Here is a 21,792-nt window from a genome sequence, read left to right as displayed (position 1 = left end):
ACATTAAATCCCCCTCACCACACCTCCGGCTCCTTCGGCGGGGGTGTTTTCTTTTTCAGGCGTCCCTCGTAGCTGCGGTCGATCTCCTCGATCTCGGGCTCGGGGATGCGCGTGAACGCAATTCGCATCGGGGCGTCCTTCGTGGCACCGTGGGCGCCACCCAAGTAAACGGTGTTCTTGCCGAGGACCTTGTTGAGGTGATCCACCGCCTCGAAGAGCTTGCCACGCGTCTGCTCCGTCCGCTCCTCGAACAGGTCCGGGGTGTGCAGCTTGGTGTCGATGAGCGCGGTGAGGTGCACGCCGATGCGCAGTGGCTTGCGGCGGTTGAATTTCTCCGGGCGCCGGCGACAGATCTCGTTGAGCGCGTGCGTCAGGCGCAGCGTGTCCTGGGTCTCGGTCAGCTGCATCTCGTCCGACCAGTGGGCCTCGTCGGCGTAGTCGACCGACACGTGCAGCGCCCCGGCAAAATACTGGGAATGGCGCAGCCGCATCGCGGCCTTCTGCAGCAGGCGGTGCAGTCCGGCGAGGGCGTCGGCGTGGTTGCGTTTGGCCGGAGGCAGCACCTGGCCGTGGCCGATGGTCTGGCCTTCCCGCTGCTCGAAGTAGTCGAGATCCTCGCCATGCAGGAGGCGCCAGACCTGCTCGCCGCGGACGCCGCCCCAGATGCCGCGGAATTCGTGCACGTTGGCGGCATAAAGCTGCGCCATGGTGGTGATGCCATGTTCCTCGAGGCGACGCTGGATGTTGGGGCCGATGCCGGCGATGTCACCCGGCTTCAGGTGCAGGAGCTTCCCGGGGATATCCTCGTCATCGAGGATTACGAGCCCGTCGGGTTTCTGCATGTCCGAGGCCACCTTGGCGAGCAGCCAGGTCGGGGCGATGCCGATGGAACTGCGGAGGAGGGGACCGACTTGGCGCGCGATGTCGGCCTTGATCTCCCGGGCCAGTTGCTCCGCCTGCGTGCGGTTCAGGAATGCGTGCAGCCGGGCGGTCATTTCGTCGATCGACTGCATCTTGGTCTCGGGGACGTGGGTCTTGATGACCGCCGCGAGGGCCCGGTGGTACTGAATGTAGGTTTCGGGGCGGGCCTCGACGATGACGATGCCGGGACAGAGCTGGCGGGCGTCGGACACGCGGGCGTTGCGGGTGAGGCCCGCGGCCTTGGCCTCGAGGCTGATCGCCACGCAACCGGTCGTCTCGGCCATCACCGGCACGATGCCGACCGGCCGGCCGCGGAGCTCCGGCCGTTCCTGCTGCTCCACCGAAGCGAAGAAGGAATTGAAATCGAGGGTGAGGTAGCGCAGCGGCACGACCCTGAAAATCGCCCGGAAACGCGGCGTGGCAAGGGGCGAGTCGGCGGATTCGGCGGGCCGGTCGTCTCGCGGGTTAGCAATCACTGCGCATCGCTTGGCCTTTCGGGTGAACAGGTTTGCGCCCGGGCGGGAAATTCATGGACTGATCGCACCCCTCGGATAACGCGTCGCCCCCCGGCGTCGCCCCACCGTCAACCCCCTCCGTCATGAATGTCCCCTCGTTCTCCGGTTATTCGCGCCGCCAGTTCCTCAAGACCGGTGCCGCCGCCTCGCTTCTCCCGTTGCTCGGTTCCCTCACGCCGGTCTTCGCCGCCGGTTCCGACCGCATCCGCGTCGGGCTCGTCGGCTGCGGCGGCCGCGGCATGGGCGCCGTGCGCAACTGCCTCGCGGCCGACCCCTCGGTCCAGCTCGTGGCCCTCGGCGACGCCTTCGCCGACCGCGTGGACGGGGCGATGAAGGAATTCACCCAGGGGGGAAAGGGCGAGGGCCGGGCCCCGCTGCCCGCCGATCAGTTTGCCGTGACGCGCGAGCGCTGTTTCACCGGCTTTGACGCCTACAAGCAGGTGATGGCCTCCGGCATCGATCTGGTGCTCCTGGTCACGCCGCCGCAGTTCCGCCCGCTGCACCTGCAGGCGGCCGTCGATGCGGGGTTGCACGTGTTCATGGAGAAGCCCGTGGCCGTGGATCCCATGGGCGCCCGGCTGGTCATCCGCGTGGCGGAAATCGCCGCGCAAAAGAAGCTCGCGATCGTCGCCGGCACGCAGCGCCGGCACTCGGCGGATTACCTCGAGACCATGGCCCGGATCAAGGACGGTGCCATCGGCGAGCTCACCGGCGGCTCCTGCTACTGGATGCAGGAGGGCCTCTGGCACAACGGCCGCAAGCCGGAGTGGACGGAGATGGAATACCAGATGCGCAACTGGCTCTATTTTACCTGGCTGAGCGGCGATCACATCGTCGAGCAGCACATGCACAACATCGACGTGATGAACTGGGCCTTCGGCGGCCCCCCGGTGAAGGCCTACGGCATGGGCGGGCGCCAGAGCCGCACCGACGCGAAGTACGGCGATGCCTGGGATCATTTCGCCATCGAGTTTGAATACGCCAACGGCGCGCGGGTGCAGAGCATGTGCCGCCAGGTGCCCGGCACCTCGACGCGCGTCAGCGAGCGTCTCACCGGCACGAAGGGCTCGGCCGATCCGTCGGGCACGATCCGCGGCGAGCAGCCGTGGAAATACTCCGGCCAGCTCGTGAATCCCTACGATCAGGAGCACATCGACCTGATCCGCAGTATTCGCGCCGGCACGCCGCTCAACGAGGGCAAGCAGGTCGCCGAGTCCACGCTGACCGCCATCCTCGGCCGCATGTCCGCCTACACGGGCCGCGAGGTCAGCTACGGCTGGTTGCTCGCCAACTCGAAGCTCGACCTCACGCCCGCGGCCTACGCCTTCGGCGATGCCCCCGCGGTGAAGGTACCGGTCCCCGGCGAGACCCCGCTGGTCTGAGTCACGACCCCGCCCGCCCGGCCCGGCCGGTGCGGGCCGGCTGGCCGCCGCTGGCTGGGCCAGCCGGGCGGTGGGTTTGGGTCGAAAGTGGCGCGGAATATTGTCGAAAACTGCTACTCAGGCCGATCCTCACGGCCACTGGGGATCTAAAGACCAGCCACTCGGCCGTAAGGGGGGAGTTAACTGAGGCTTACGAATTAACAGGTGAGACAACTTACTCACCCCGATACCTTGCGGAGAGCGTAGGCTAATTGTAAAATAAACGTTGCAAAGTGGATGGCTCTTAGGCGACCGCGAGCGCCAATGAGGGATACGTCCATACCTTGCAAGATTGCGTGCCGGGTAAGAGCAGATCCTGCGCATCCTGAAGGAAGTTGAGTAGGGCAGGCTTGTAGTCATCTCCCCGGCGCGACAAAATTTCAAACATCATGGCTAAGACGAGAAGTCAGCAACAAGCCGTTGGTGCAAAAGCCGAGGCTTCGGCTGTTTGGGTGGCTGAGGCGTCCGAAAACTGGATAGTGCGCCACCAGGTGCAGCATGATTTTGGGATGGATATTGAACTCGAGTTAGCGATTCCAGCGGTCGCCGGAGAACTCATCAAGCTGCAGGTCAAATCCACCACAACTGCCACTCAAAAGCAGGGCCGGGTGGCCTGCCAACTTCCCAAGGACCTCGTTCACATCGGTGAAAATCTTCGTATTCCGCTAGTCCTGGTCTGGATGGACCGCAGTAAGGAGCGCGCCTGGTATCTCTGGGTTCAACGTTGGTGGCTTTCGCAGCGGCAGGAAGGCGTCCGCTTTCAGGATCTTCCCGAATCCATTACCGTATGGATCCCGTCAGCGCACGATTTTCGTCGCGGGCTGACGGGCGAACTACAGCAAATGGCGCGCGGCGAAACCCATGAACAACTGGTTTTGAGTCTCTCGGATACCGTCCGCGCCGCATCCCGGCAGGATAACGCGAAGATGCTGACCACCCTGACGGATCTCTTGGTGGAAGTCGGACCCTTGCCCGATCCTTTTCCAATCGGGGCTGTGATCGACCGGGCTGTCGCCATGGGCTTGGAGATTTGGGGCACACCCAAGGGCAACAAGATCGTCGAACTACTGTTCCGGTTGGCCGAAATCTTTGGAGATCGCTTCACCGTCGAGCAAATTGACCGGCTTATCTGGCGGGATGAAACCTATTCTCGGACTGGAATCAATGTTTTGAGCCGGCTCTATCGTTACTTCCCGAAGCACATTTCTCAGCTCAAGCTACCGGAGCGATACGCCGGGAAGAAGAATCCATGCCCGGCCTTTTTTTGCACATTGCAGGAGGCTTTCCCCAACGTGAGTGAGCTGGGGCTGCAGGAAGCCGCTCGCGAATTCCGGGCCTTTGGCTTTCGCCTGGCCACCACGGAGGAATACGATGTGTTGGACAAACTTATGAATCGGGGCCCGTCGGCGCTCCTTGACTACCTGTATCCGGTCTGATTGCGCCGATATTCGCGCCGAAACGTGTTAATGACAATCGCGCGGTCACATCGACTTGGCAAAACGCTTGGTCGAAGGGATCATTTTCTCGGTCTCCAGTAACGGGAAGGCCCTTCGTCAACCCATTGACCCTTTTCGGAGTCGCAATTGTGCCTCGTCCAGGGCTCTGCGATCTGATGATGCCTGGGATTGTCTCAACAGGCTTGGCCGTCTGGCCGGCTGGTAGTGCTTCATGCCTGGTTTCGGGAGGTGCGGGAAGGCCTTGCCGATGAGCCTTGCCCCAAAATCAAATCCAGTTTGGTCTGCACACGCGTGCCGGGCCTGCACGTCCTGATATTCACGATATGCTTAGCCCATGCCCCTTCCTGTTGAACTAAACCAAGCCGTTGTGGCTCCTGGCGGTGGACGCTTGGCCCTTATTCTGGGCGCTGGTTGTTCAGTCGAAGCACCTACCGGGGTCCCGGTCGCGCGGGTATGCTCCCAGGCTCTTCATGACGATTTTGTCGCTGACGGATTTCTTGCCGCAGGGGAATGCACCAAGCCCGACGATCTCTCGGTGTTGGCGGATCTGGTTTTTCTGAAAGCAGGGACGCAGGAACCCTTGGTGACTCGTTTGCGGCAACGCTACCAGCTTCATGCGAAAATGCCCAACGAGGGCTATCTCATCGCAGCGGCCCTGTTAACCGAACGTGCCATAGCCTCCATCGTCACTTTGAACTACGATGTCGCCATTACGGCGGCGGTGGCCGCGTTGTCCTGTGGCGACATTGTTGGCATTATTGAAGGGCCCCACCACCTTGGCAATCAAACGAACCACAACATTTACTATCTTCATCGCAGCGCCAATGAAGTCGATCCCAATGCCTGGGTCCTGAGAACCGTGACCATTCAGGCTGAGTGGCAGGGAAATTGGGAACAGCAAATTACGCAGCACGTGCTCGTCAGGCCGGTGGTGGTATTCGCTGGAATCGGGACCGCGGTAACCGTGCTTCTGGAGAGCGCCAAGCTGATGCGGCAAGCGATTCCGGCCGCAACGCGGCAGTATCTGGTGAATCCATCTCCAAGCGCGGGTTCGGGATTTTTCCAACAGATGCAACTGGCCGACGATCGTTACATCCAGATGGGTTGGTGCGATTTCATGCGGCAACTAGCGGACCGGCTCGTAGTTGAGCATCACCAACTGCTTGCTGCATCGGCCCAGGAAAAAGCTCTGGAGAACAATCATACCAACGAGAACCTGACCCCAATCCTTGCACAGTTGCGCGGGCATGGGGTTGTCACGGCTGGCAGGATTAGGGCAAATTGGCTCTTGAACGACAAACGTCCATACCAGCCGATGGACGGAAACGTCTCGCCGTTGCAGGCTGATCTCCTGCTGGGCATTGCGTATATCGCCCGCAACTCGACAACCGAGGTCAGTGTCGCAGAAGACGGCTTGGTCGAATTCCGGCGTGGCGGAAAAGTCATCTCTGCTGTAATCGTTGCTTCGGGCTGTGGGCATCGGAAGACTGCCAGTATCGAAACCCGAATCAACCAGCGCCGGCCGCAGTGGCGCACGCGTGGCATTCAGCCCACGGCGACCTTGGTGGCCGCGACCTCTGACGGCCCCGTGACGATCACGCCGCCCACCGACTTAGTTCGTGGTGAAGGCCCCGCCAACGACATCATCACCGGACAGACTTCCCTATCTTATCATCATCTCGAAACTCTACGCGCGAACCCGGCCCTGGTCGCTGCTATCGTCCCATGAGCGATACCCCCGACAACACGAGCGCTGAACTAATGGCGGTGGCCTCTGAAACCTTGATGGCTGGAGGCTACCGACGGATTGAAGGGCGTTTCACGGACTGGGATACGTCGCACGCGCGGCTCTTTGAGGACAAATATAACGTAGTTGGCGTCGCCATTTTCGACAGCTGCACTGAGTTGCTGCAGTCTTGGCCCGACCTGCAAGGGTCATTGGTGGAAATCATCTCGCAGAACGTTGCACAGACTGAATCGAAATCATGGGATGGCTATTTGGTTTTACTCACCCCGGCCGTCGCGCCTTCCGAGTCTGCGCAACTGGAACATATCCGATACGACACCAACCGAATTCGGAAACTGGTGGCATCAGGCGTGGAATTGAAGCTGCCGGGCGCGGCAGCGCGCGTATTGCGACCGCTATTGCCGCTAAACGAGGGAGTCTCGGTGCCGGCGCCGGCATCCGTGCTCGATCTGCTACCGGACTTGTTGGCTCGCTCAGAAGTTCCCCGCAACGCGACCGAGGCCGTCCTGAAAGCCTTCAAGACGCAGGCTCCAATCATGGATCAGCTGCACGAAACCTTGACCAAGAAATGAAGATCGTCGGGCTAGAACTTTCCGGTTTCCGCGGGTTTGCAAAAACCCAGGCCTTCGACCTGAATGCTGACGCCATCATTGTGGTGGGGGCGAACGGGAATGGTAAGACTTCGCTCTTCGACGGTATTCTGTGGGCGCTATGCGGGAGGATTCCTCGGCTGGCAGCCGAGGGCGCCAGTGTCGTTTCGCTTTACGCTGAATCCGGCCAGGCTCGCGCTCTGCTTACGCTCTGCGACGCAGCCGGCCGGCTCTTCAAAGTGACGCGCAGCTGCGACCGGGAAACAGGGGAAGCGCGGGTGGCCCTTGAAACCCCGGAGGGACTACTTTCTGGACCTTCGGCCGAAGGTCGGCTGCTGCAATTGGTTTGGCCTGAGGCCCAAACGGGGACCGAGCCGCTGGCGGCACTCGCTTCTGTCCTGACCCGCAGTGTTTACTTACAGCAGGATGTCCTGCGCCATTTCATCGAGCCGGCGGACGATCATGATCGCTTCACCTCGGTCAGTGAATTGTTTGGGGCCGGTCGTGTTACCGAACTTCAAGGGGCGTTGGAGCGGGCCAAAAAAGCGTGGTCAACCGTCACCAATCAACGTGTCAGTGATTTGGAGGAAACCCGGCTTGTCTTGGCCAATGTGCTGGCGCGGGCTCGGGAACTCACCGCTCGCTATCCCTCGGTCGCTACCCCGGTCAACCCGGCTGAATGGAGCAAATGGTGGACGGAACTAAACGCGCTGGGGATTACCGGGACGGCTCCCGAGCCGGTGGCGCGGGACGCCGGGCGCGCGATCGACACAGCGATTAAAGAAATCGAAATGAAACGGGTGGCTTCCGAACGAAGCGGCCAGTCTCTGCGCTTACTGCAACCGCAGCTTGTCCAATTGGAGGCATTGCCGCCTCGGGGCGACGTTGCTGAACTACGGGCAAGGTCAGTCGCGCTCACGAACGAACTAAGCACGCTACGCCAATCGGTCACGCAGGAACAGGACAGACAGGCAGAAATGAGGCGGATGCAGGCTGAGCTGAAGCAAAAAGACGAGCAGTTGCGGGTTTTGGCATTGCTTGCCCTTGAGCACCTCGGCGACCACTGCCCGGTGTGCGCCCAGAGTATCGACCGAGCGAAGACCCACCAAAGACTGACGGCCATAACCCAGAAAGGTGGGGAGCCGTTGCCCGACTCCTCATCCACTAAACTGAACGAACTACTGGCGCTGGTGGCAGCTAAGGAAAAGGAGATCGGTGGTCTGGAACTCTCCATTCGCACCGAGCAGCAACGGGAGATGGAAGCCGACATGCTTCGGAAGTTCGTGCAGGCGCGATTCGTCGAACATGGGATCTCGGCCGAGGAGTCATCTGTTCGCGCGCGGCAGCTCGAGGAAGGCATTTCCAAGAACGACAGCCATGCCGCGAGGCTCAAGGAGCTGCAGCATCAAGGCGAAGCTCTGGCTCTCGCGGTTTCGCAATCGGTGGCTCAGCTCGCATTGAGCGAGACCAAGGTCGAAAGCGAGCGCCTGCAAAAGCTAATCCAAGAGAGGCAACAGGCGATCGCCAGTCGGAACGCCTCCGGCGAAATGGCCCAGCGGGTGATCGAAGGATTGCGCGAAGCCGCTTCCGCGGTGGTCGAGCAGCGACTGCAACAGGTAGAACCCCTGTTGCAGAACATTTACTCCCGGATCGACCCGCATCCGGCATTCGAGACGGTGAAGTTTCTATCGCGCGTTACAAAGGGTCGCGGGCTGCTGTCCACTGTGGTGCAGGACTCGCAAGAAGACCTGTCGTGCCAGCATCCGCCGCTGGTCATGTCGAGTTCCCAAGTGAACGCGCTCGCTGTTTCGATCTTTCTATCATTCAACTTCGGGGTCACACAACCGCCGCTGGCGTCCCTGCTGTTGGACGACCCGCTTCAATGTCTGGACGATGTCAACCTCTTGGGCCTTGTCGATTTGCTGCGACGCACGAAAGACCGCCGGCAGCTATGTGTTTCCACGCATGACCAGCGTTTCGCCAATCTGCTGGCCCGAAAACTCCGTCCTGCGGATACGACGGGCCGCACCATCGTGATTGAACTGGTGGGCTGGCAACGCGAAGGCCCGGAAGTGCATACGCGGGAAATCCTTTCTGACCCGGTGCCCCTCAGGCTGGCCGCCAGTTAGCGGACTTGTGCTAAGCAGTGGGAACGTCCAATGATACAACTCCCGTATTTGAGGCATGCGGGATGGATTGGAATTATCAGGATTTCTTGGCGCTCAACAACGCCATGGCTTTCCGAAGTCGTGTTTGAAGTTTGTCGGGGCTGGCTCCCGGAGCTTTCTGCTGGCGGGCATACCTCTGAAGGATGGCGATCTCATCCTCGATTCTTCCTTCCTTCCGATATACAATTGCCAACTGCTCATAATACCATGGCGCAACGCCCCATCGAGGACCTGCCACGGATGACTCTCGCTCGGTTGCGTCTATGGTTCGGAGAAGTAGCGCGATCGCCTCATCGTGTTTGCCTTCTCGCTTTAGGCGATTGATCTCCCCCACGCAATCCGTGTAGTGTCTGCCACCGAGCAGGCCAAGTTCCTTGGTGGTGGTTATCAGAATGCCGCCACCGGAGGTTTCGGTAACCTCAAGTATGTCGGAATTAAGAACAGGTGGCTCCTTGGCAGGTATGAAGAGTCGTTTGAACTAGTTCATCTGATATGCGACTACATCGGCTCCTTCCCGTATTTCAATTCTAAGGCCTTCCTGAGCTGACGCATTGACTCGATGAGCGTGGTTGAGGAGCCGCCTTTCTTTAGTTGATCAACAACTGCGACATATTCCTTGGCCGTAGAATCCTCAGTGAGAAAATGGCGCCTATTTGGAGGATACTCGCCAGGCTTCAAGCCGAGATCGGGTAGAAAGAGCAATCTGCGCTTCCGATCCTCGCGTGGTGTCGGGTCCTCATATTGGCCTGATTTTTTGCGCCACGTGTGGTGATGCTCTGCTTCGATAAATACTCTGGGCCACTCGAATAGGCTCCAACCCGGAACGACTTCTCCCCCGTGAACCATGCTGACGAGGTCCATGTTGTTGAAGCAATCGTCACACGCGCAATTCGTGTCCGGATGAATTGGAATGTAGAATGGCGCGCTAGGACTGATACTCGCACAGAAGGCAACTACATGTGGATCTGTGCTGTCAGGCGTCTTCACGATCGGCAGACGCCTCACTACTTCTTGCCGTCCCGACCAACAGCACCGTCCTCAGCGCCCAGGGTCCGCAACGCGTAAGACACCAATGCCGTGGTGACAGCCAAGATCATTTGTGATTCCAGTTGATCGTAGTGAGCATTCGGCGAGTGATGGTTTGGGTTGCCGGCGTATCTCACGGCATTGAAGGAATCATTGAGCCACTGGTAGGTGGCCTGCCCCAGCTTCGTTTGCCAGGACGGCTTCAGCTTCGGAACCTTCTTCTTTCCGCCCTTGCCGTCGTCTTCTTCAATCAGAGTAACAAACGGTTCCAGTGCGACACGGCATTTGCCGACTGAATCGTCATACATGCCAAGCCGATGCCGTTCCTGCGCTTGAACAAGGGCGTCGTAGCTGTGTTTTAAGGTTTCCGTATTCTCTATAGGGATAGCGGGAAATTCGAGCACATGCACCGAGCCGTAACCAGTCTGTGGTAGCACGCGTGTGATCCATGCGTCTCTCGAAATCGTGATTTCCTGCTGCAGATAAAGCACGTGGCGCTGCCGAAAGCCCCAGATGTGCGGGTCCATCGGCCCCTGGTGATTGTTCAACAGATGCAGCTGATCGGCAACCAGCGTTGCATCGAGTAAGAATTTGAGGTCCTTGCCAGACCTGACCTTCTCGAGCCCTGTCAGGCGCGCATGGTCGAGAGGAAATTCAAGATATACCCGTTCAGTCGTCGTGTGAAACTGTGGCGTGATCAGCCGATTTAGTTCGGCCCTTGCTGACGAAAACGGCTGGCTCTGCGCCATGCCTAGTTTGGCGACCAGTCTCTTGAATAGAATGCCTTCCTGGGCCTGCATGGCTCCGTGTGCGATATTTAGAGCCAACGGGATCCAAAGGCCGGGCGACAAGGCACCGCCAATACCATTGACTTGTGACTCGTCGAGGTCGCCTTCGACAATGGTGTAGCGATCAAGACTGCTGAAGTGGCGTTTCACGCAAAATAGAGCTAGATGTCACCATTCAGTCGGTTTCTGCGGATCCAGCCAGCATCAAATCACCAGGCGTGGTCCCAAGCTGGCACACGCGCACTCAAGGTGTTTTCAACGGATAGTCCTTGCCCGAAAGGACGTTGGATGTTGATGTTTCCCAACGGGCCAAACTTCGCTACGTCCCAGGGGCCACTGGGACGCGGCACATCACTCCATGAGAACGTCCTGCCCACAGTTTATGTCTTCGCCTGGCCATCCTACCCCAATCGCCCTGTGCGCGACAGGTGCTGGGCGTTGAGCGTTCTCCTGGTTCCGACCATCACGTAACCCCAAACGCCATCTATCCCATGGGAAGTGCAGGATCATCCAAGTTCTCGGACTATTCACGCGCGCGTAAGAAACAGCTTCCGTCAAGTGGCGGCCGAGGGGGAGCCTCGGGTGGATCAAGTGGTAGCGACCCCTGCGACCAAGCGTTCTCAGCCGACTTGGAAGATGTCGGGCAATCTGCATACTTCCAAAACCACGGCGGAGTCCCTGCTAAAGGCGTATCGGTATTCATCGAACTGCGCACTCGAGTGTGTGCCGTGAGTGCGAAGGGAGAAGTCATCGGCAACCTTCCGACAAAGCACAATGGATTGGCCCAATGTATCAAAGCGGGATGGAAATACCGTGGCGTGGTTCGGGCGTCCACGCTGACTCCGATTCCGAAGGTTGCGATTGATGGCGCTCCAGTATGACGCGGCGCATTGTCCTAGTCGGCGAAGTGGTCGTGGACGTGACGCTTCCGACCAAAGCGGAACAGGCAAAGCTCCGGATGGGCGGCGTAATACACGCGGCTCGAGCGTTGTGGGCAATTGGGGTGCGCTACGATATAGCGTATTTCTGCCCAACCTATCTCGATAAAGCCGTCAGCAAATACACGAGAGCGCACGGCGCCCGAAGGGTGGTGAAAATCGGCAACGTGATTGGTGCTCCCAACGTCATGCTGATTGGGGAGGCGAAAGAAGCCGGTCCCCAAGGGTATGAACACTTACTCAGAGATGAAGTGGAGCATGCCCTCGATTCGAGCTCTCTGCGGCGGCTCTTGGTTGGAGAGACCTCAGTGCTGATCATTGGTGGGGATTTTGATCTTGGAGAGATTCTCAGGATACTGAGCGCCGCCGATGCAGAGGTCCATTATGACCTAGGTAACGGCCCAGCCACGCTTGGCACGCTGGGCAAGTTGGGTCGCCCACTATCGACGCTGTTTCTCTCCACGTCGGCCACCGAGTTTCCAAAGTTTCGCCGCGGGCTGCCAGGTAGCGTAGCGAAGCTGGCTGGGCAACGGGCTGAATGCGTCGTGCTTAAGGAAAATCGAGGTGGGTCGCGATGCTATCTCGCAACAGGGGAGGACTTCACGACTGGCTCCCAGCGTCGCGCGATCATCCATTCCGTTGGCGTTGGTGATGCCTTCGATGCTGCGTTTGTCGTGCTGCGACCCAGGGTAGGGGCAGAAGGCGCGCTCTGCTATGCGTCGTGGGTTGCGAGCGAGTATGCTGCCACCACATATCCGAGGGACTTTAAGCGGGCGGTCTCGCGAACACTCGCGCTTTCCAGCGAGGAGATCGTCGGGTTGCCGTCCGTTCGACTGCCGTGGGAGAGCCGGCGCGGGACTAGCATCTACATTGCAGCGCCGGATTTCGATTACGTGGATGCAACGCATATCGAAGCGGTGGTGTCATGTCTCAAGTATCACAACTTCCGTCCGCGCCGGCCGGTGAAGGAGCATGGCCAGGCGCACGGCGACATGTCACCGGCTGAGCGGCAGAAGCTCTACGAAGCGGACATGGCGCTTATCGGGAAGTGCAAAATGATGATTGCAGTCCTCATATTCGATGACCCTGGCACCCTAATCGAAATCGGCATTGCCCTCGAACGCGGCATGAAGGTGTTCGTGTATGACCCAGACGGCCGGGCTAAAAACATCATGCTCACCCAGGGAGTTAGTCTGGTGACCGACTCGCTGGACGCCATAATCACGGCCACGTTCGATGAGGTTGCCCGTCTCACGGCACACACATGAGAAAAGTATCCGTTCTCCTCGCTTCAGGAGGCCTCGATTCGACCACCTTGGCCTATTGGATGATGGCCAAGCGCGTCCAATTCTACCCATTGTTCGTCAACTATGGGCAGCATTGCGCGACGACGGAGCTGAACACGCTCCGTCAGGTTCTACCCAAACGCATCCTGAGGAAACTTGAAATCGTGGACGTGGCCGCGATCTACGCCGGCTCCCAGTCGCGCCTGATCCGGGAAACCAATCTCTGGGAAGAGAGTATCACGAAGGAGGATCTCTATCTTCCTTACCGGAACATCTTGCTTCTGAGTATCGCAGCAGCCCGCGTCCAGTCGGCGGGGGGAGGCACGGTCTATACTGCTTTCATTAACTCCAACCATGCGGAAGAAATCGACTGCTCAGCCCGATTTTTCGGAAGACTATCAGAGCTGCTGAAGAGTTTCGGCGGAGTTCGGGTGAAGATGCCCTTCCGCTACAAGTCGAAGGCACAGGTTGCCCGTATCGGCATCCGTTTGGGCGCGCCGATTGGCGAAACGTTTTCGTGCCAAGTGAATAGCAGGGTGCCATGCGGGGCCTGCCCCAATTGTGTTGACCGACTGCAAGGACTCGCTGCGCTGGGCGGCTGATATGGAAACCCTGGTCAAAGCCCGGCTTGTTGCGGACTACGTCGCTGCCAATTGGACTATAGGCGCGGTAGCGAGAATCCAGCCCACCCCGGCCTCGTGGAACATTGCCGCGATCTTGGTCGATACTATCTTCCAGGCGGGGCTCAACTACCGCACGGTCGTCTTACCACGGGTAATTGCAGTGACCAACGCCTTCCCTGAGGTTGCCTCACTCGTCGAGTTTAAGCAGGCTATGCGCACTCCAAAATTCGCAGCTGCGTTGGCCTGGTCACATCCGGAGAAGCCCAAGCGCTTGCGGCAACTTGTCGGCTTCCTGCGGCTGCAGGGCGTCGATACTCTGAGTGAATTGCGTGGCTGGGTGTCTGCCTCCAGAAATCGGGTGGCGTTGCTCACCGTGCGCGGTGTTGGCTACAAGACGGTCGACTACCTTTGCCGATTGCTGGGTATCTCGGCGATTGCAGTAGATCGGCATGCACAGGAGCTACTGCGACTCGCCGGGGTGGGCGCGCATGGCTATCTTGAAGCGCGTCGGATTCTCGAGTTTGCGGCCGATCTGCTTCTCCTGAACAGATGGACCTTTGACAGAGTGATGTGGCAGACGATGAGCGTGCGCGCCGGATGACGCGGCGCCGGGTGTTTTGAAGGTTGGGAGGAGGGTGGCGGTTGGAGGCAGGGGCGGTGTTGATGGCACGCGATCGCCTACCATGTGAAAGGCGCCCCAAGCCAGGTTCCGTCCCTGGAGCCGGTGCCATGGGAGGCGTGGTTCCCCCACGTCCGAGCCGGGGAAGACCGCGAGCTGTTCGAGCTGGCGGCTCCGCTGGACGAGGATGGGACGATGCTATCCTTGCTTTGGGTTCCGTCGTGGTCGTGAGCTCGAGCGCCCCCGGGGGGGCCATCTCCAGAGGGGCAATTCGGGGTGACTTAGACGCCGTGGGGTGGGGCGCCGGGGCATAAAGTTGACATAGGCGCGTCTCGAGGGGCGGTATTTGTAAGGAATCAAGGACCCGGTAAGGCCAATTCGTCCGGGCGAGTTGAGCCGGAGATCTTCGGATCGCTTCGATGGTCCTCGATTTCCGCAGGCGCGGAATACGTCCGTATAGGTTCGAGCTTACCGTTGTGGGGCTGAGATCCCTTTCCTGACAATATATCAACCCGCGTAAGTGGGTAATTTGTGAACAAGTTTTGACAGTTTCTGCGGGGTTTTTACTTGCTTGTTGGGGGTGAAATGGGGAGAAATGGGGCGTTCTGGGGAGTAGGGGACCCGGAGCATCCACCCATGGCGTCTTCCGGCACAGTCATTTATTCAGGGCGTTTCGAACACACGCTCGACGACAAGAATCGTCTCACGATTCCGTCGGCCTGGCGCTGGACGCATTCGGATACCGAGCAGTTTCTCGCGATGCCTCACCCCGATGGTTACATCGCGGTGCTGCCGCCGGCGCGCGTGCAGAAACTCCTCGCGCAGATTTCGGAAATGAAAATTTCCGACCGCGATGCGCAGGCCGTGAAGGCCAAGATCTTCTCCGAGGCGCTCTCGTTCACCTTCGACAAGCAGGGCCGCTTCGGCGCCAGCGCCGACCTGCTCAAACACGCCGGCATCGCGAAGGACGCGATCCTCAGCGGCATGGGCGACACCTTCAACATCCTCAGTCCGGCCCGCTGGACCGAGATGCAGCGCAGCACGGCGGGCGAAAACTTCGGCGACATGATGCGCCGCATCGGCCTCTAAAACCCATGAAAGCCCTCACGACCCTCATCAAGACCCAGCCGCTGCCGAAACTCTCGCTCGTGTTTTGTGCCCAGCGCCGGTCGCTCCTGCGCGACCCGATGTCGATCGTCCTGCCGTGGAAGAAATCCCATGCCCGCGTCCGTCATTGAGTTATTTCCGCGCGCCATGACCCCCGGGCACCTCCCAGTGATGCTGCACGAGGTGCTCGAGTACCTCGCGCCGCACGACGGCCAGCGCATCCTGGACTGCACCTTTGGCGGGGGCGGGCACACACGCCTGATGCTCGACGCCGGGGCTCACGTGACGGCCCTGGACCGCGATCCGGCCGCCGCCGAGCGCGCCGCGCACGCCCTCGTGGGGTTCCCGGAGACCTTCCGCTTCGTCGACCTCAACTTCGGCGATCTGGCCGCGCTGACCGACACCGGGTTCCACGGCATCCTCTTTGATCTGGGCGTCTCGTCGTTCCAGCTCGACGAGGCCGACCGCGGCTTTGCCTTCCGGCACGATGCCGAGGCCGACATGCGCATGGACCCCCGGCAGGGCCAATCCGCCGCCCACTGGCTTGAGGTCACCAGCCATGATGACCTGGTCAAGGCCATCCGCGACCACGGCGAGGAGCCCAACTGGCGCCGCGTCGTCTCCGCCATCGAGTCCGCCCGCGGCACCGGCCGCCTGGCGCGCACTGCTTCGCTCGCCGCGCTGATCGCCGACGCCATCCCCGCCTTCGCCAAGCGCGAGAGCCGCATCCATCCCGCCACCCGCTCCTTCCAGGGCATCCGCATCGCCGTCAACGACGAGATCGGCGCCATCGAGCGCGGCCTGCCCGCCGCCTTCGCCAAACTGGCCCCGGGCGGCGTGCTCGCCGTCATCAGCTTCCACTCCCTCGAGGACCGGCCGGTGAAGCGCTTTTTCCGCCAGGTCTGCGGCCAGCCCATCGACGAGAACGACGCCACGCCCCAGCAGCTCCGCACCAAGCTCGCCCTGCCGCTCACCCGCAAGCCCATCGTCCCTTCCGCCGCCGAGATCGCCACCAACCCCCGCAGCCGCTCCGCCAAGCTGCGCGTCCTCCGCAAACTCTGACCCGCCATGAAGCCGCCTCCCGCCCACACGATCGTCAACCGCCTCATCCTCCTGACCCTCTGCGGTCTGATGCTCACCGGTTCCCTCGGCCTCGGTGCCGTCTGGATGCGCCAGGAAATCTCCCAGGTGGCCAACCACAGCCGCGCCCTGCAGGTGAAGCTCGAGGACGTCGAGCGCCGGATCGACGAGGTGAACGCGGAGGTCGCCGCCGCCGTCAACCCCGACACCCTGCTGCGCCGCAACCAGGCCATGCACCTCGCGCTGGCCGCGCCCCGCGAGGCCCAGGTCGTGCGCGTCGGTGAATCCGCCGAGCTCCGCCTCGCGGCGAAACGCAACCGCGAGGTCTTCAACGTCGCGCAGGTCTCGCTCGACCTGACCAACCGCGCCCCCGCCTTCCAGTTTGTAACCGCCTCGCTGCGCTGAGCCAACCCTCATGTCCAAGGGCTTTGCCACCAACCGTCTCACCCTGCTCGCCGTCGGCGTGCTGATCTGCTTCCTCGCGGTCGGCGTGCGGCTGGTGTTCCTGCATGTGCTGGACCGGGAGGATCTGCTCGCGTATGTGGACAAGGCCCGCCGCCAAATTGTGGTCGAGCACGCCCGCCGGGGCGCCATCCTTGACGCCCGCGGCAACCTCCTCGCGACCAGCCGCTCCGAGATCACCCTCGCCGTCGACCCCTGGGCACTCGTCGACTACCTCGAGGCCGACAAGAACGAGCCCCGGCGCGCCCGCAAGGCCGCGGCCGAACGCACCAAGCGCGTCCAGCTGGCCGCCTTGCTCGGAATTTCGACGGGTGAACTGGAGGAAGCCTTTGTGCCGCGCCAGCGCAGCGTCGACCTGGAGCAGGACGGACGCGATGGCGCGCGCGACGGCCGGGTCAAGGACCGCTGGGTGAAGCTGCGCGAGGGTCTCGATGAGCCGACCTACGACCAGATCGCCGCCCTCGACATCCGCGGCCTCACCGCCAACCGCGTCTATCGCCGCGTGTACCCCGGCGGCGGCCTCGCCGCCAATCTCATCGGTTACCTGAACCGGGAAGGGACTTCCGTCACCGGTGCCGAACGGCATTTCGACCTCTACCTGAAGGGGGAGGACGGCTGGATCGAGTCCGAGAAGGACGGGACCCGCCGCGAGCTCGCCCAGTTCCGCTCCCGCGAGGTGCCGGCCCGCGACGGCCACGATGTGGTGCTCACCATCGACTCAGTGGTGCAGAACATCATCGAGGACGAACTCCGCTCGATCGCCGAGCAGTACAATCCCAACTTCGCCACGATCATCGCCAGTGATGTCCGCACCGGGCGCATCCTGGGCATGGCGAATTACCCCAGTTTCGACCTCAACCAGTACAACAAGGCCCCGCTCGAGGCGCAGCGGAACTACGCGGTGACCGACATCATCGAGCCCGGCTCCACCTTCAAGATCGTGGCCGCCGGCGCCGCCCTCGACCAGGGACTGGTCACGCCCGCCTCGGCCTTCGACTGCGGCAACCCGATCGCCAACTACAAGGGCCGCGACCTCAAGCTGCCGAAGGAGGACCATCCCTTCGGTCTGCTCACGGTGTCCGAGATCGTGAGCCATTCCAGCAACCGCGGCGCCGCCCACCTGGCGATGCTGATGGGCGGGGAAAAATTCCACGAGTATGTCGAGCGCTTCGGCTTCGGCGCCTCGACCAAGTTCCAGCTCGGCGGCGAGGTCCGTGGACTGCTGGAGCCGCCGGCGCGCTGGGACGGCCTGACCATCACCCGGATGCCCATGGGCCATGCCGTGGCCGCCACCCCGCTGCAAATCCACATGGCGATGAGTGTCGTGGCCAACGGCGGCGCGCTGCTGCGGCCCCAGATCATCCAGGAAATCCGCGACGCGGACGGCCGCGTAATCCGCACCTTCGAACCGGAGAAACGCACCCAGGTCATGAAGCCCAGCACCGCGGCCCTGCTCGCGCAGATGCTGCACGGCGTCGTCGGCCCCGAGGGCACGGCGGCCGGCTTCGACATCCCCGGCTTCGAGATCGCCGCCAAGACCGGCACCACGCAGAAAATCATCGACGGCAAATACGTGAACAACCGTCACGTCGCCTCCTTCGTCGGCTTCTTCCCCGCCAGCCGTCCCGAGATCGTCCTCTCCGTCATCGTGGATGACGCGAAGATGGCCAAGGGCAACGCCTACGGCCGCGCCGTCGCCGCCCCGGCCTTCAAAAATGTCGCGGAGCAGCTCATCCAATATCTCGGCATCCAGCCCGTGACCCCGCTCACCCGCAACCTTCTCGCCATGCAGGGAGGTGCGCTGTGATCGGTTATCTGACCCCCAACTATCCGCTCGTCGCCGCCTTCCGCTCCCTGCCCAAAACCCGCACCCGCCCGGCGGACCGCGTGACCCGGGAAATCTTCAAAATGGCCCCCAAGCTCTCCAATTATTTCCAGGAGGAAGACATTCGCACCAGCAAGGGCGATCTCGACCGTCCTATCTCCGGCCTGGCGATGGACAGCCGCCGCGTGATGCCGGGCAACCTCTTCTTCGCCCTGCCGGGCCGGCGTGCCGACGGCAATTCCTTCATCGACGAGGCCATCCAGCGCGGCGCCGTCGCGATCGTGGCCGAGAAGATCCCTTCCGGCACCGCCGCCCGCGTGACCTACATTCAGGTGGCCGATGCCCGCCGCGCCCTCGCGCAGGTCGCGCAGCGGTACTTCAATTTTCCCGACAAGTCCCTCGAGCTCGTCGGCGTGACCGGCACGAATGGCAAGACCACCGTCACGAACCTCATCAAGCATCTCCTGTCCACCAGCACCCAGCGCGTCGGCCTCGTGGGCACGGTCAACTACGACCTCGGCGCCCGGGTCGTGCCGTCCTACCGCACGACTCCCGAGTCGCTGGAGCTCTTTGGCATGCTCGCCCAGATGCGTGATGCCGGCTGCCGCCAGGCCGCCATGGAGGTGAGCTCGCACGGTATCGACCAGCAGCGCGTGCTCGGCATGCAGTTTGGCGTCACGGTGTTCACGAACCTGACCCGCGACCACCTTGACTACCACAAGACGCTCGACGCGTACTTTGAGGTGAAGTCCCGTCTGTTCAACGGCGGTATCGGCACGTCGCCGCGCGTGGCCGCGATCAATCTCGACGATCCCTACGGCCGCCGCCTCGCCGCCGAGGTGCCCCAGCACGTGCGGGTCATCACCTTTGGCGAGTCCCCGGATGCGGTGGTCCGCGCCGAGAATGTGCAGCTCAACTTCAAGGGCACCTCCCTCACGGTGGTCTGGCCCGAGGGGCGCGTGCAGATCGAGAGCCCCTTCATCGGCCGCTACAATGTGAGCAACTTGTTGGCCGCCTTCGCGGCGTGCTACGCGCTGGGCCGCGACCCGGCGGTGATCGCCCTCCGGCTCAAGAGTTTCCCCGGGGTCTCCGGCCGCATGGAACGGATCGAGGAGGGCCAGGCCTTCAACGTCCTGGTCGACTACGCCCACACCGATGACGCCCTGCGGAACGCCCTCGGCATGCTGCGCGCGATCACGCCCGGCCGGCTGTTCGTGGTGTTTGGCTGCGGCGGCAACCGCGACCGCAGCAAGCGTCCGCTCATGACGGCCGCCGTGCAGGAATTCGCCGATTTCGCCTGGGCGACGGCTGACAACCCGCGCGGCGAGGCGCTCAGCCAGATCTTCACCGACATGAAGGCCGGCGTGAAGTCGCCGGCGCAGATCACTTTCACCGAGGACCGCCGTCATGCCATCAGCCTCGCGCTGGATGCGGCCGGGCCGGGGGACTGCCTGCTCATTGCGGGCAAGGGTCATGAGACCTACCAGGAATTTGCCGACACGATCGTGCCCTTTGACGATCGGCAGGTCGTACGCGAATTGATCGGGATCAAATCCATCAAGCCGGCCTGAACCCGCTGCCATGCCAACGTTCGCCGCAGAAAAGCTGGCCACCTGGACCGGTGGCACGTGGTCGCCGTTTCCAACGGGCCCGCTGCGGGGCTTCACTCAGGATACCCGCACGCTTGCGGCGGGCCAGGTGTTCGTGGCGCTGAGCACGGGCAAGCGGGATGGCCATGATTTTCTGGGGGAGGCGAGGGCGCGCGGCGCCGCCGCGGCGCTGGTCGGCCGCCCGGTTACCGGTGACCCGTTGCCCCAATTGGTCGTCGCGGACCCGTTGGCGGCCTTTCAGCAGATCGCCCGCGAGCACCGTCGTGAATTCCACGGCCCCGTCGTCGGTGTCACCGGCAGCGTGGGCAAGACCTCCACGAAGGACCTGCTGGCCTTGTTGCTCGGCGGGGTGGGGCCGGGTCAGCCCGCGGCCGGGCCGACCGGCGTCCTCGCCACCGCCGGCAACCTGAACAATCACCTTGGCATCCCGCTCACGCTCACCCGCCTGGATCCGGCGGCGCACCGGATGGCGGTGGTCGAGGCCGGGATCAACTCCCCGGGCGAAATGCGGGCATACGCCGACATGATCGAGCCGGACCACGCGATCGTCACCCTGGTCGCCCCGGCGCATCTCGAGAAACTCGGCTCCCTGGCCGGCGTGGCCGAGGAAAAGGTCACGCTGCTGCGCGGCGTGCGTCGCGGCGGTCTCCAGGTTTTTCCCGTCGCCTGCTGGCAACACCCGGTTTTTCACACGCTGGAGCAGCCCTTGATCCTGGTGCCGGAAAACGAGGGCATGACGCGGGTCACCGGCCGCACCGTGAAGTTCAACGTCTTTCACCGGCCGGAGCGGACCGAGCTGCGGCTCGACGGCCGGCGCACGTTCATCCTGCGCCGGGTGTCCGCGGGGATGGCGCAAAACACCGCCCTCGCGCTCGCGCTGGCGTCGGAGCTGGGGGTGGATGATGCGACCCTGCAGGCCCGGCTGGAGCAGTGGGTGCCGACCAAATGGCGCGGCGAGGTCCGCCGGCACGGCGAGGCCACCGTGTACGCTGATTTCTACAACGCCAACCCGGCGTCCATGGCCGATGCGGTTGACGCCTTCAACGGCGCGGTGCGCGCCGACCTGCCCCGGCTCTACGTGCTCGGCTGCATGGAGGAACTCGGCGCCGCGGCGGCCGACTACCACCGGCAGTTCGGCCGCACGCTGCTGCTCCGCCCGGGTGACCACCTGCTGGCCATCGGGGACCAGGCCGCCGCGCTGCGCGAGGGCCTGCTGCAGAATGGCAACGACCCGTCCCAGGTTGCCGTGATCACGGACCTCGCCCCGGTCCGCGAGCGTCTCACCGGTTTCACCGGTGCGGTGTTCCTCAAGGGCAGCCGTCGCTACCAGCTCGAAACCCTGCTGGAGCCCCAGACCACCGGAGCCCACTGACATGCTGACCTTTCATCACAGTTTCTCGACGCGCATCTTCCCGTTTGGTGGTTCGGACTCCCGCGAGGCCAACTCGCGCGGCTCCGGCCTCGCCTCCACGCGGCGCGCCAATTCGTTCCGCAGTTTATCCGCCCCGCGGCCCTCACCCCGCGGGACCACGGCTTCCAACGCCACGGGAAAAAGAACCGCCCATGCGCGCTGATTTCAGTCCCACGTCCGCGGCCGCCCGTCAGCTCG

At 62.2% G+C, this 21,792-nt stretch carries 18 protein-coding genes; 15 read left to right on the top strand and 3 right to left on the bottom strand.

Features of this window, described 5'->3' with window-relative positions; genetic code table 11:
* Positions 1-14 precede the first annotated feature (14 nt).
* A complete protein-coding gene (locus tag Verru16B_RS17455) occupies positions 15-1,310 on the bottom strand; it encodes a DNA polymerase Y family protein (RefSeq protein WP_069963482.1) in 1,296 nt (431 codons plus the stop codon).
* A gap of 209 nt (positions 1,311-1,519) precedes the next feature.
* Here Verru16B_RS17455 and Verru16B_RS17450 point away from each other — a divergent pair, with 209 nt between their 5' ends.
* From Verru16B_RS17450 to Verru16B_RS17425, 5 genes are all read left to right on the top strand, one after another.
* The gene (locus Verru16B_RS17450) at positions 1,520-2,818 is read left to right on the top strand and encodes a Gfo/Idh/MocA family protein (protein WP_069963481.1); all 1,299 of its coding nucleotides are present in this window, start codon (positions 1,520-1,522) and stop codon (positions 2,816-2,818) included.
* Between the two features lie 428 nt (positions 2,819-3,246).
* Complete coding sequence (locus tag Verru16B_RS17445; RefSeq protein WP_069963480.1) at positions 3,247-4,293, top strand: DUF4365 domain-containing protein; 1,047 nt, start codon at positions 3,247-3,249, stop codon at positions 4,291-4,293.
* 355 nt (positions 4,294-4,648) lie between these two features.
* Positions 4,649-6,043: a hypothetical protein gene (locus tag Verru16B_RS17435; protein ID WP_157772520.1), complete on the top strand. Its 1,395-nt coding sequence runs from the start codon at positions 4,649-4,651 to the stop codon at positions 6,041-6,043.
* Entirely contained in the window at positions 6,040-6,633 is a 594-nt protein-coding gene (locus tag Verru16B_RS18495) for a hypothetical protein (protein ID WP_069963477.1), read from the top strand. The genes Verru16B_RS17435 and Verru16B_RS18495 overlap by 4 nt, the downstream gene beginning before the upstream one ends.
* Positions 6,630-8,780, top strand: a complete 2,151-nt coding sequence (locus Verru16B_RS17425; protein WP_069963476.1) for an AAA family ATPase — start codon at positions 6,630-6,632, stop codon at positions 8,778-8,780. Before Verru16B_RS18495 ends, Verru16B_RS17425 begins: the two co-directional genes overlap by 4 nt.
* A 537-nt stretch (positions 8,781-9,317) precedes the next feature.
* Here the strand turns inward: Verru16B_RS17425 and Verru16B_RS18490 are convergent.
* Positions 9,318-9,680: a hypothetical protein gene (locus tag Verru16B_RS18490; protein ID WP_157772519.1), complete on the bottom strand. Its 363-nt coding sequence runs from the start codon at positions 9,678-9,680 to the stop codon at positions 9,318-9,320.
* Positions 9,681-9,823: 143 nt separating this feature from the next.
* Positions 9,824-10,783, bottom strand: a complete 960-nt coding sequence (locus Verru16B_RS17415) for a hypothetical protein (protein ID WP_157772518.1) — start codon at positions 10,781-10,783, stop codon at positions 9,824-9,826.
* Between the two features lie 727 nt (positions 10,784-11,510).
* Between Verru16B_RS17415 and Verru16B_RS17410 the strand changes: the two genes are divergently transcribed.
* The 10 genes from Verru16B_RS17410 to Verru16B_RS17370 all read left to right on the top strand — a co-directional run bounded on the left by Verru16B_RS17410 (position 11,511) and on the right by Verru16B_RS17370 (position 21,555).
* Entirely contained in the window at positions 11,511-12,839 is a 1,329-nt protein-coding gene (locus Verru16B_RS17410) for a nucleoside 2-deoxyribosyltransferase (protein ID WP_069963473.1), read from the top strand.
* Complete coding sequence (locus Verru16B_RS17405; protein ID WP_069963472.1) at positions 12,836-13,459, top strand: 7-cyano-7-deazaguanine synthase; 624 nt, start codon at positions 12,836-12,838, stop codon at positions 13,457-13,459. Before Verru16B_RS17410 ends, Verru16B_RS17405 begins: the two co-directional genes overlap by 4 nt.
* Entirely contained in the window at positions 13,422-14,081 is a 660-nt protein-coding gene (locus Verru16B_RS17400) for an HhH-GDP family DNA glycosylase (protein WP_069963471.1), read from the top strand. The genes Verru16B_RS17405 and Verru16B_RS17400 overlap by 38 nt, the downstream gene beginning before the upstream one ends.
* Positions 14,082-14,735: 654 nt before the next feature.
* A complete protein-coding gene (locus Verru16B_RS17395) occupies positions 14,736-15,188 on the top strand; it encodes a division/cell wall cluster transcriptional repressor MraZ (RefSeq protein WP_069963470.1) in 453 nt (150 codons plus the stop codon).
* 5 nt (positions 15,189-15,193) lie between these two features.
* On the top strand, positions 15,194-15,337 hold the full coding sequence (locus Verru16B_RS18480) for a hypothetical protein (RefSeq protein ID WP_157772514.1): 144 nt from the start codon (positions 15,194-15,196) through the stop codon (positions 15,335-15,337).
* Complete coding sequence (gene rsmH, locus Verru16B_RS17390) at positions 15,318-16,268, top strand: 16S rRNA (cytosine(1402)-N(4))-methyltransferase RsmH (RefSeq protein ID WP_237023449.1); 951 nt, start codon at positions 15,318-15,320, stop codon at positions 16,266-16,268. Before Verru16B_RS18480 ends, rsmH begins: the two co-directional genes overlap by 20 nt.
* A 6-nt stretch (positions 16,269-16,274) precedes the next feature.
* Positions 16,275-16,691, top strand: coding sequence for a hypothetical protein (locus Verru16B_RS17385; RefSeq protein WP_069963469.1), 417 nt, complete (start codon positions 16,275-16,277; stop codon positions 16,689-16,691).
* A gap of 10 nt (positions 16,692-16,701) precedes the next feature.
* Positions 16,702-18,555 carry a peptidoglycan D,D-transpeptidase FtsI family protein gene (locus Verru16B_RS17380; RefSeq protein ID WP_069963468.1) on the top strand — a complete coding sequence of 618 codons (1,854 nt, stop codon included), beginning with the start codon at positions 16,702-16,704 and terminating at the stop codon, positions 18,553-18,555.
* Complete coding sequence (locus Verru16B_RS17375) at positions 18,552-20,144, top strand: UDP-N-acetylmuramoyl-L-alanyl-D-glutamate--2,6-diaminopimelate ligase (RefSeq protein ID WP_083270458.1); 1,593 nt, start codon at positions 18,552-18,554, stop codon at positions 20,142-20,144. Before Verru16B_RS17380 ends, Verru16B_RS17375 begins: the two co-directional genes overlap by 4 nt.
* A gap of 10 nt (positions 20,145-20,154) precedes the next feature.
* Positions 20,155-21,555 (top strand): UDP-N-acetylmuramoyl-tripeptide--D-alanyl-D-alanine ligase, encoded by a 1,401-nt coding sequence (locus tag Verru16B_RS17370; protein WP_069963467.1) that lies wholly within the window; start codon positions 20,155-20,157, stop codon positions 21,553-21,555.
* Positions 21,556-21,792 lie beyond the last annotated feature (237 nt).

Origin of the sequence: Lacunisphaera limnophila (assembly GCF_001746835.1) — a bacterium.
Taxonomy (GTDB): Bacteria; Verrucomicrobiota; Verrucomicrobiia; order Opitutales; family Opitutaceae; genus Lacunisphaera; species Lacunisphaera limnophila.
The sequence above is the reverse complement of the archived record's forward strand: the minus strand, read 5'-3'. Positions and strand labels throughout refer to the sequence as shown.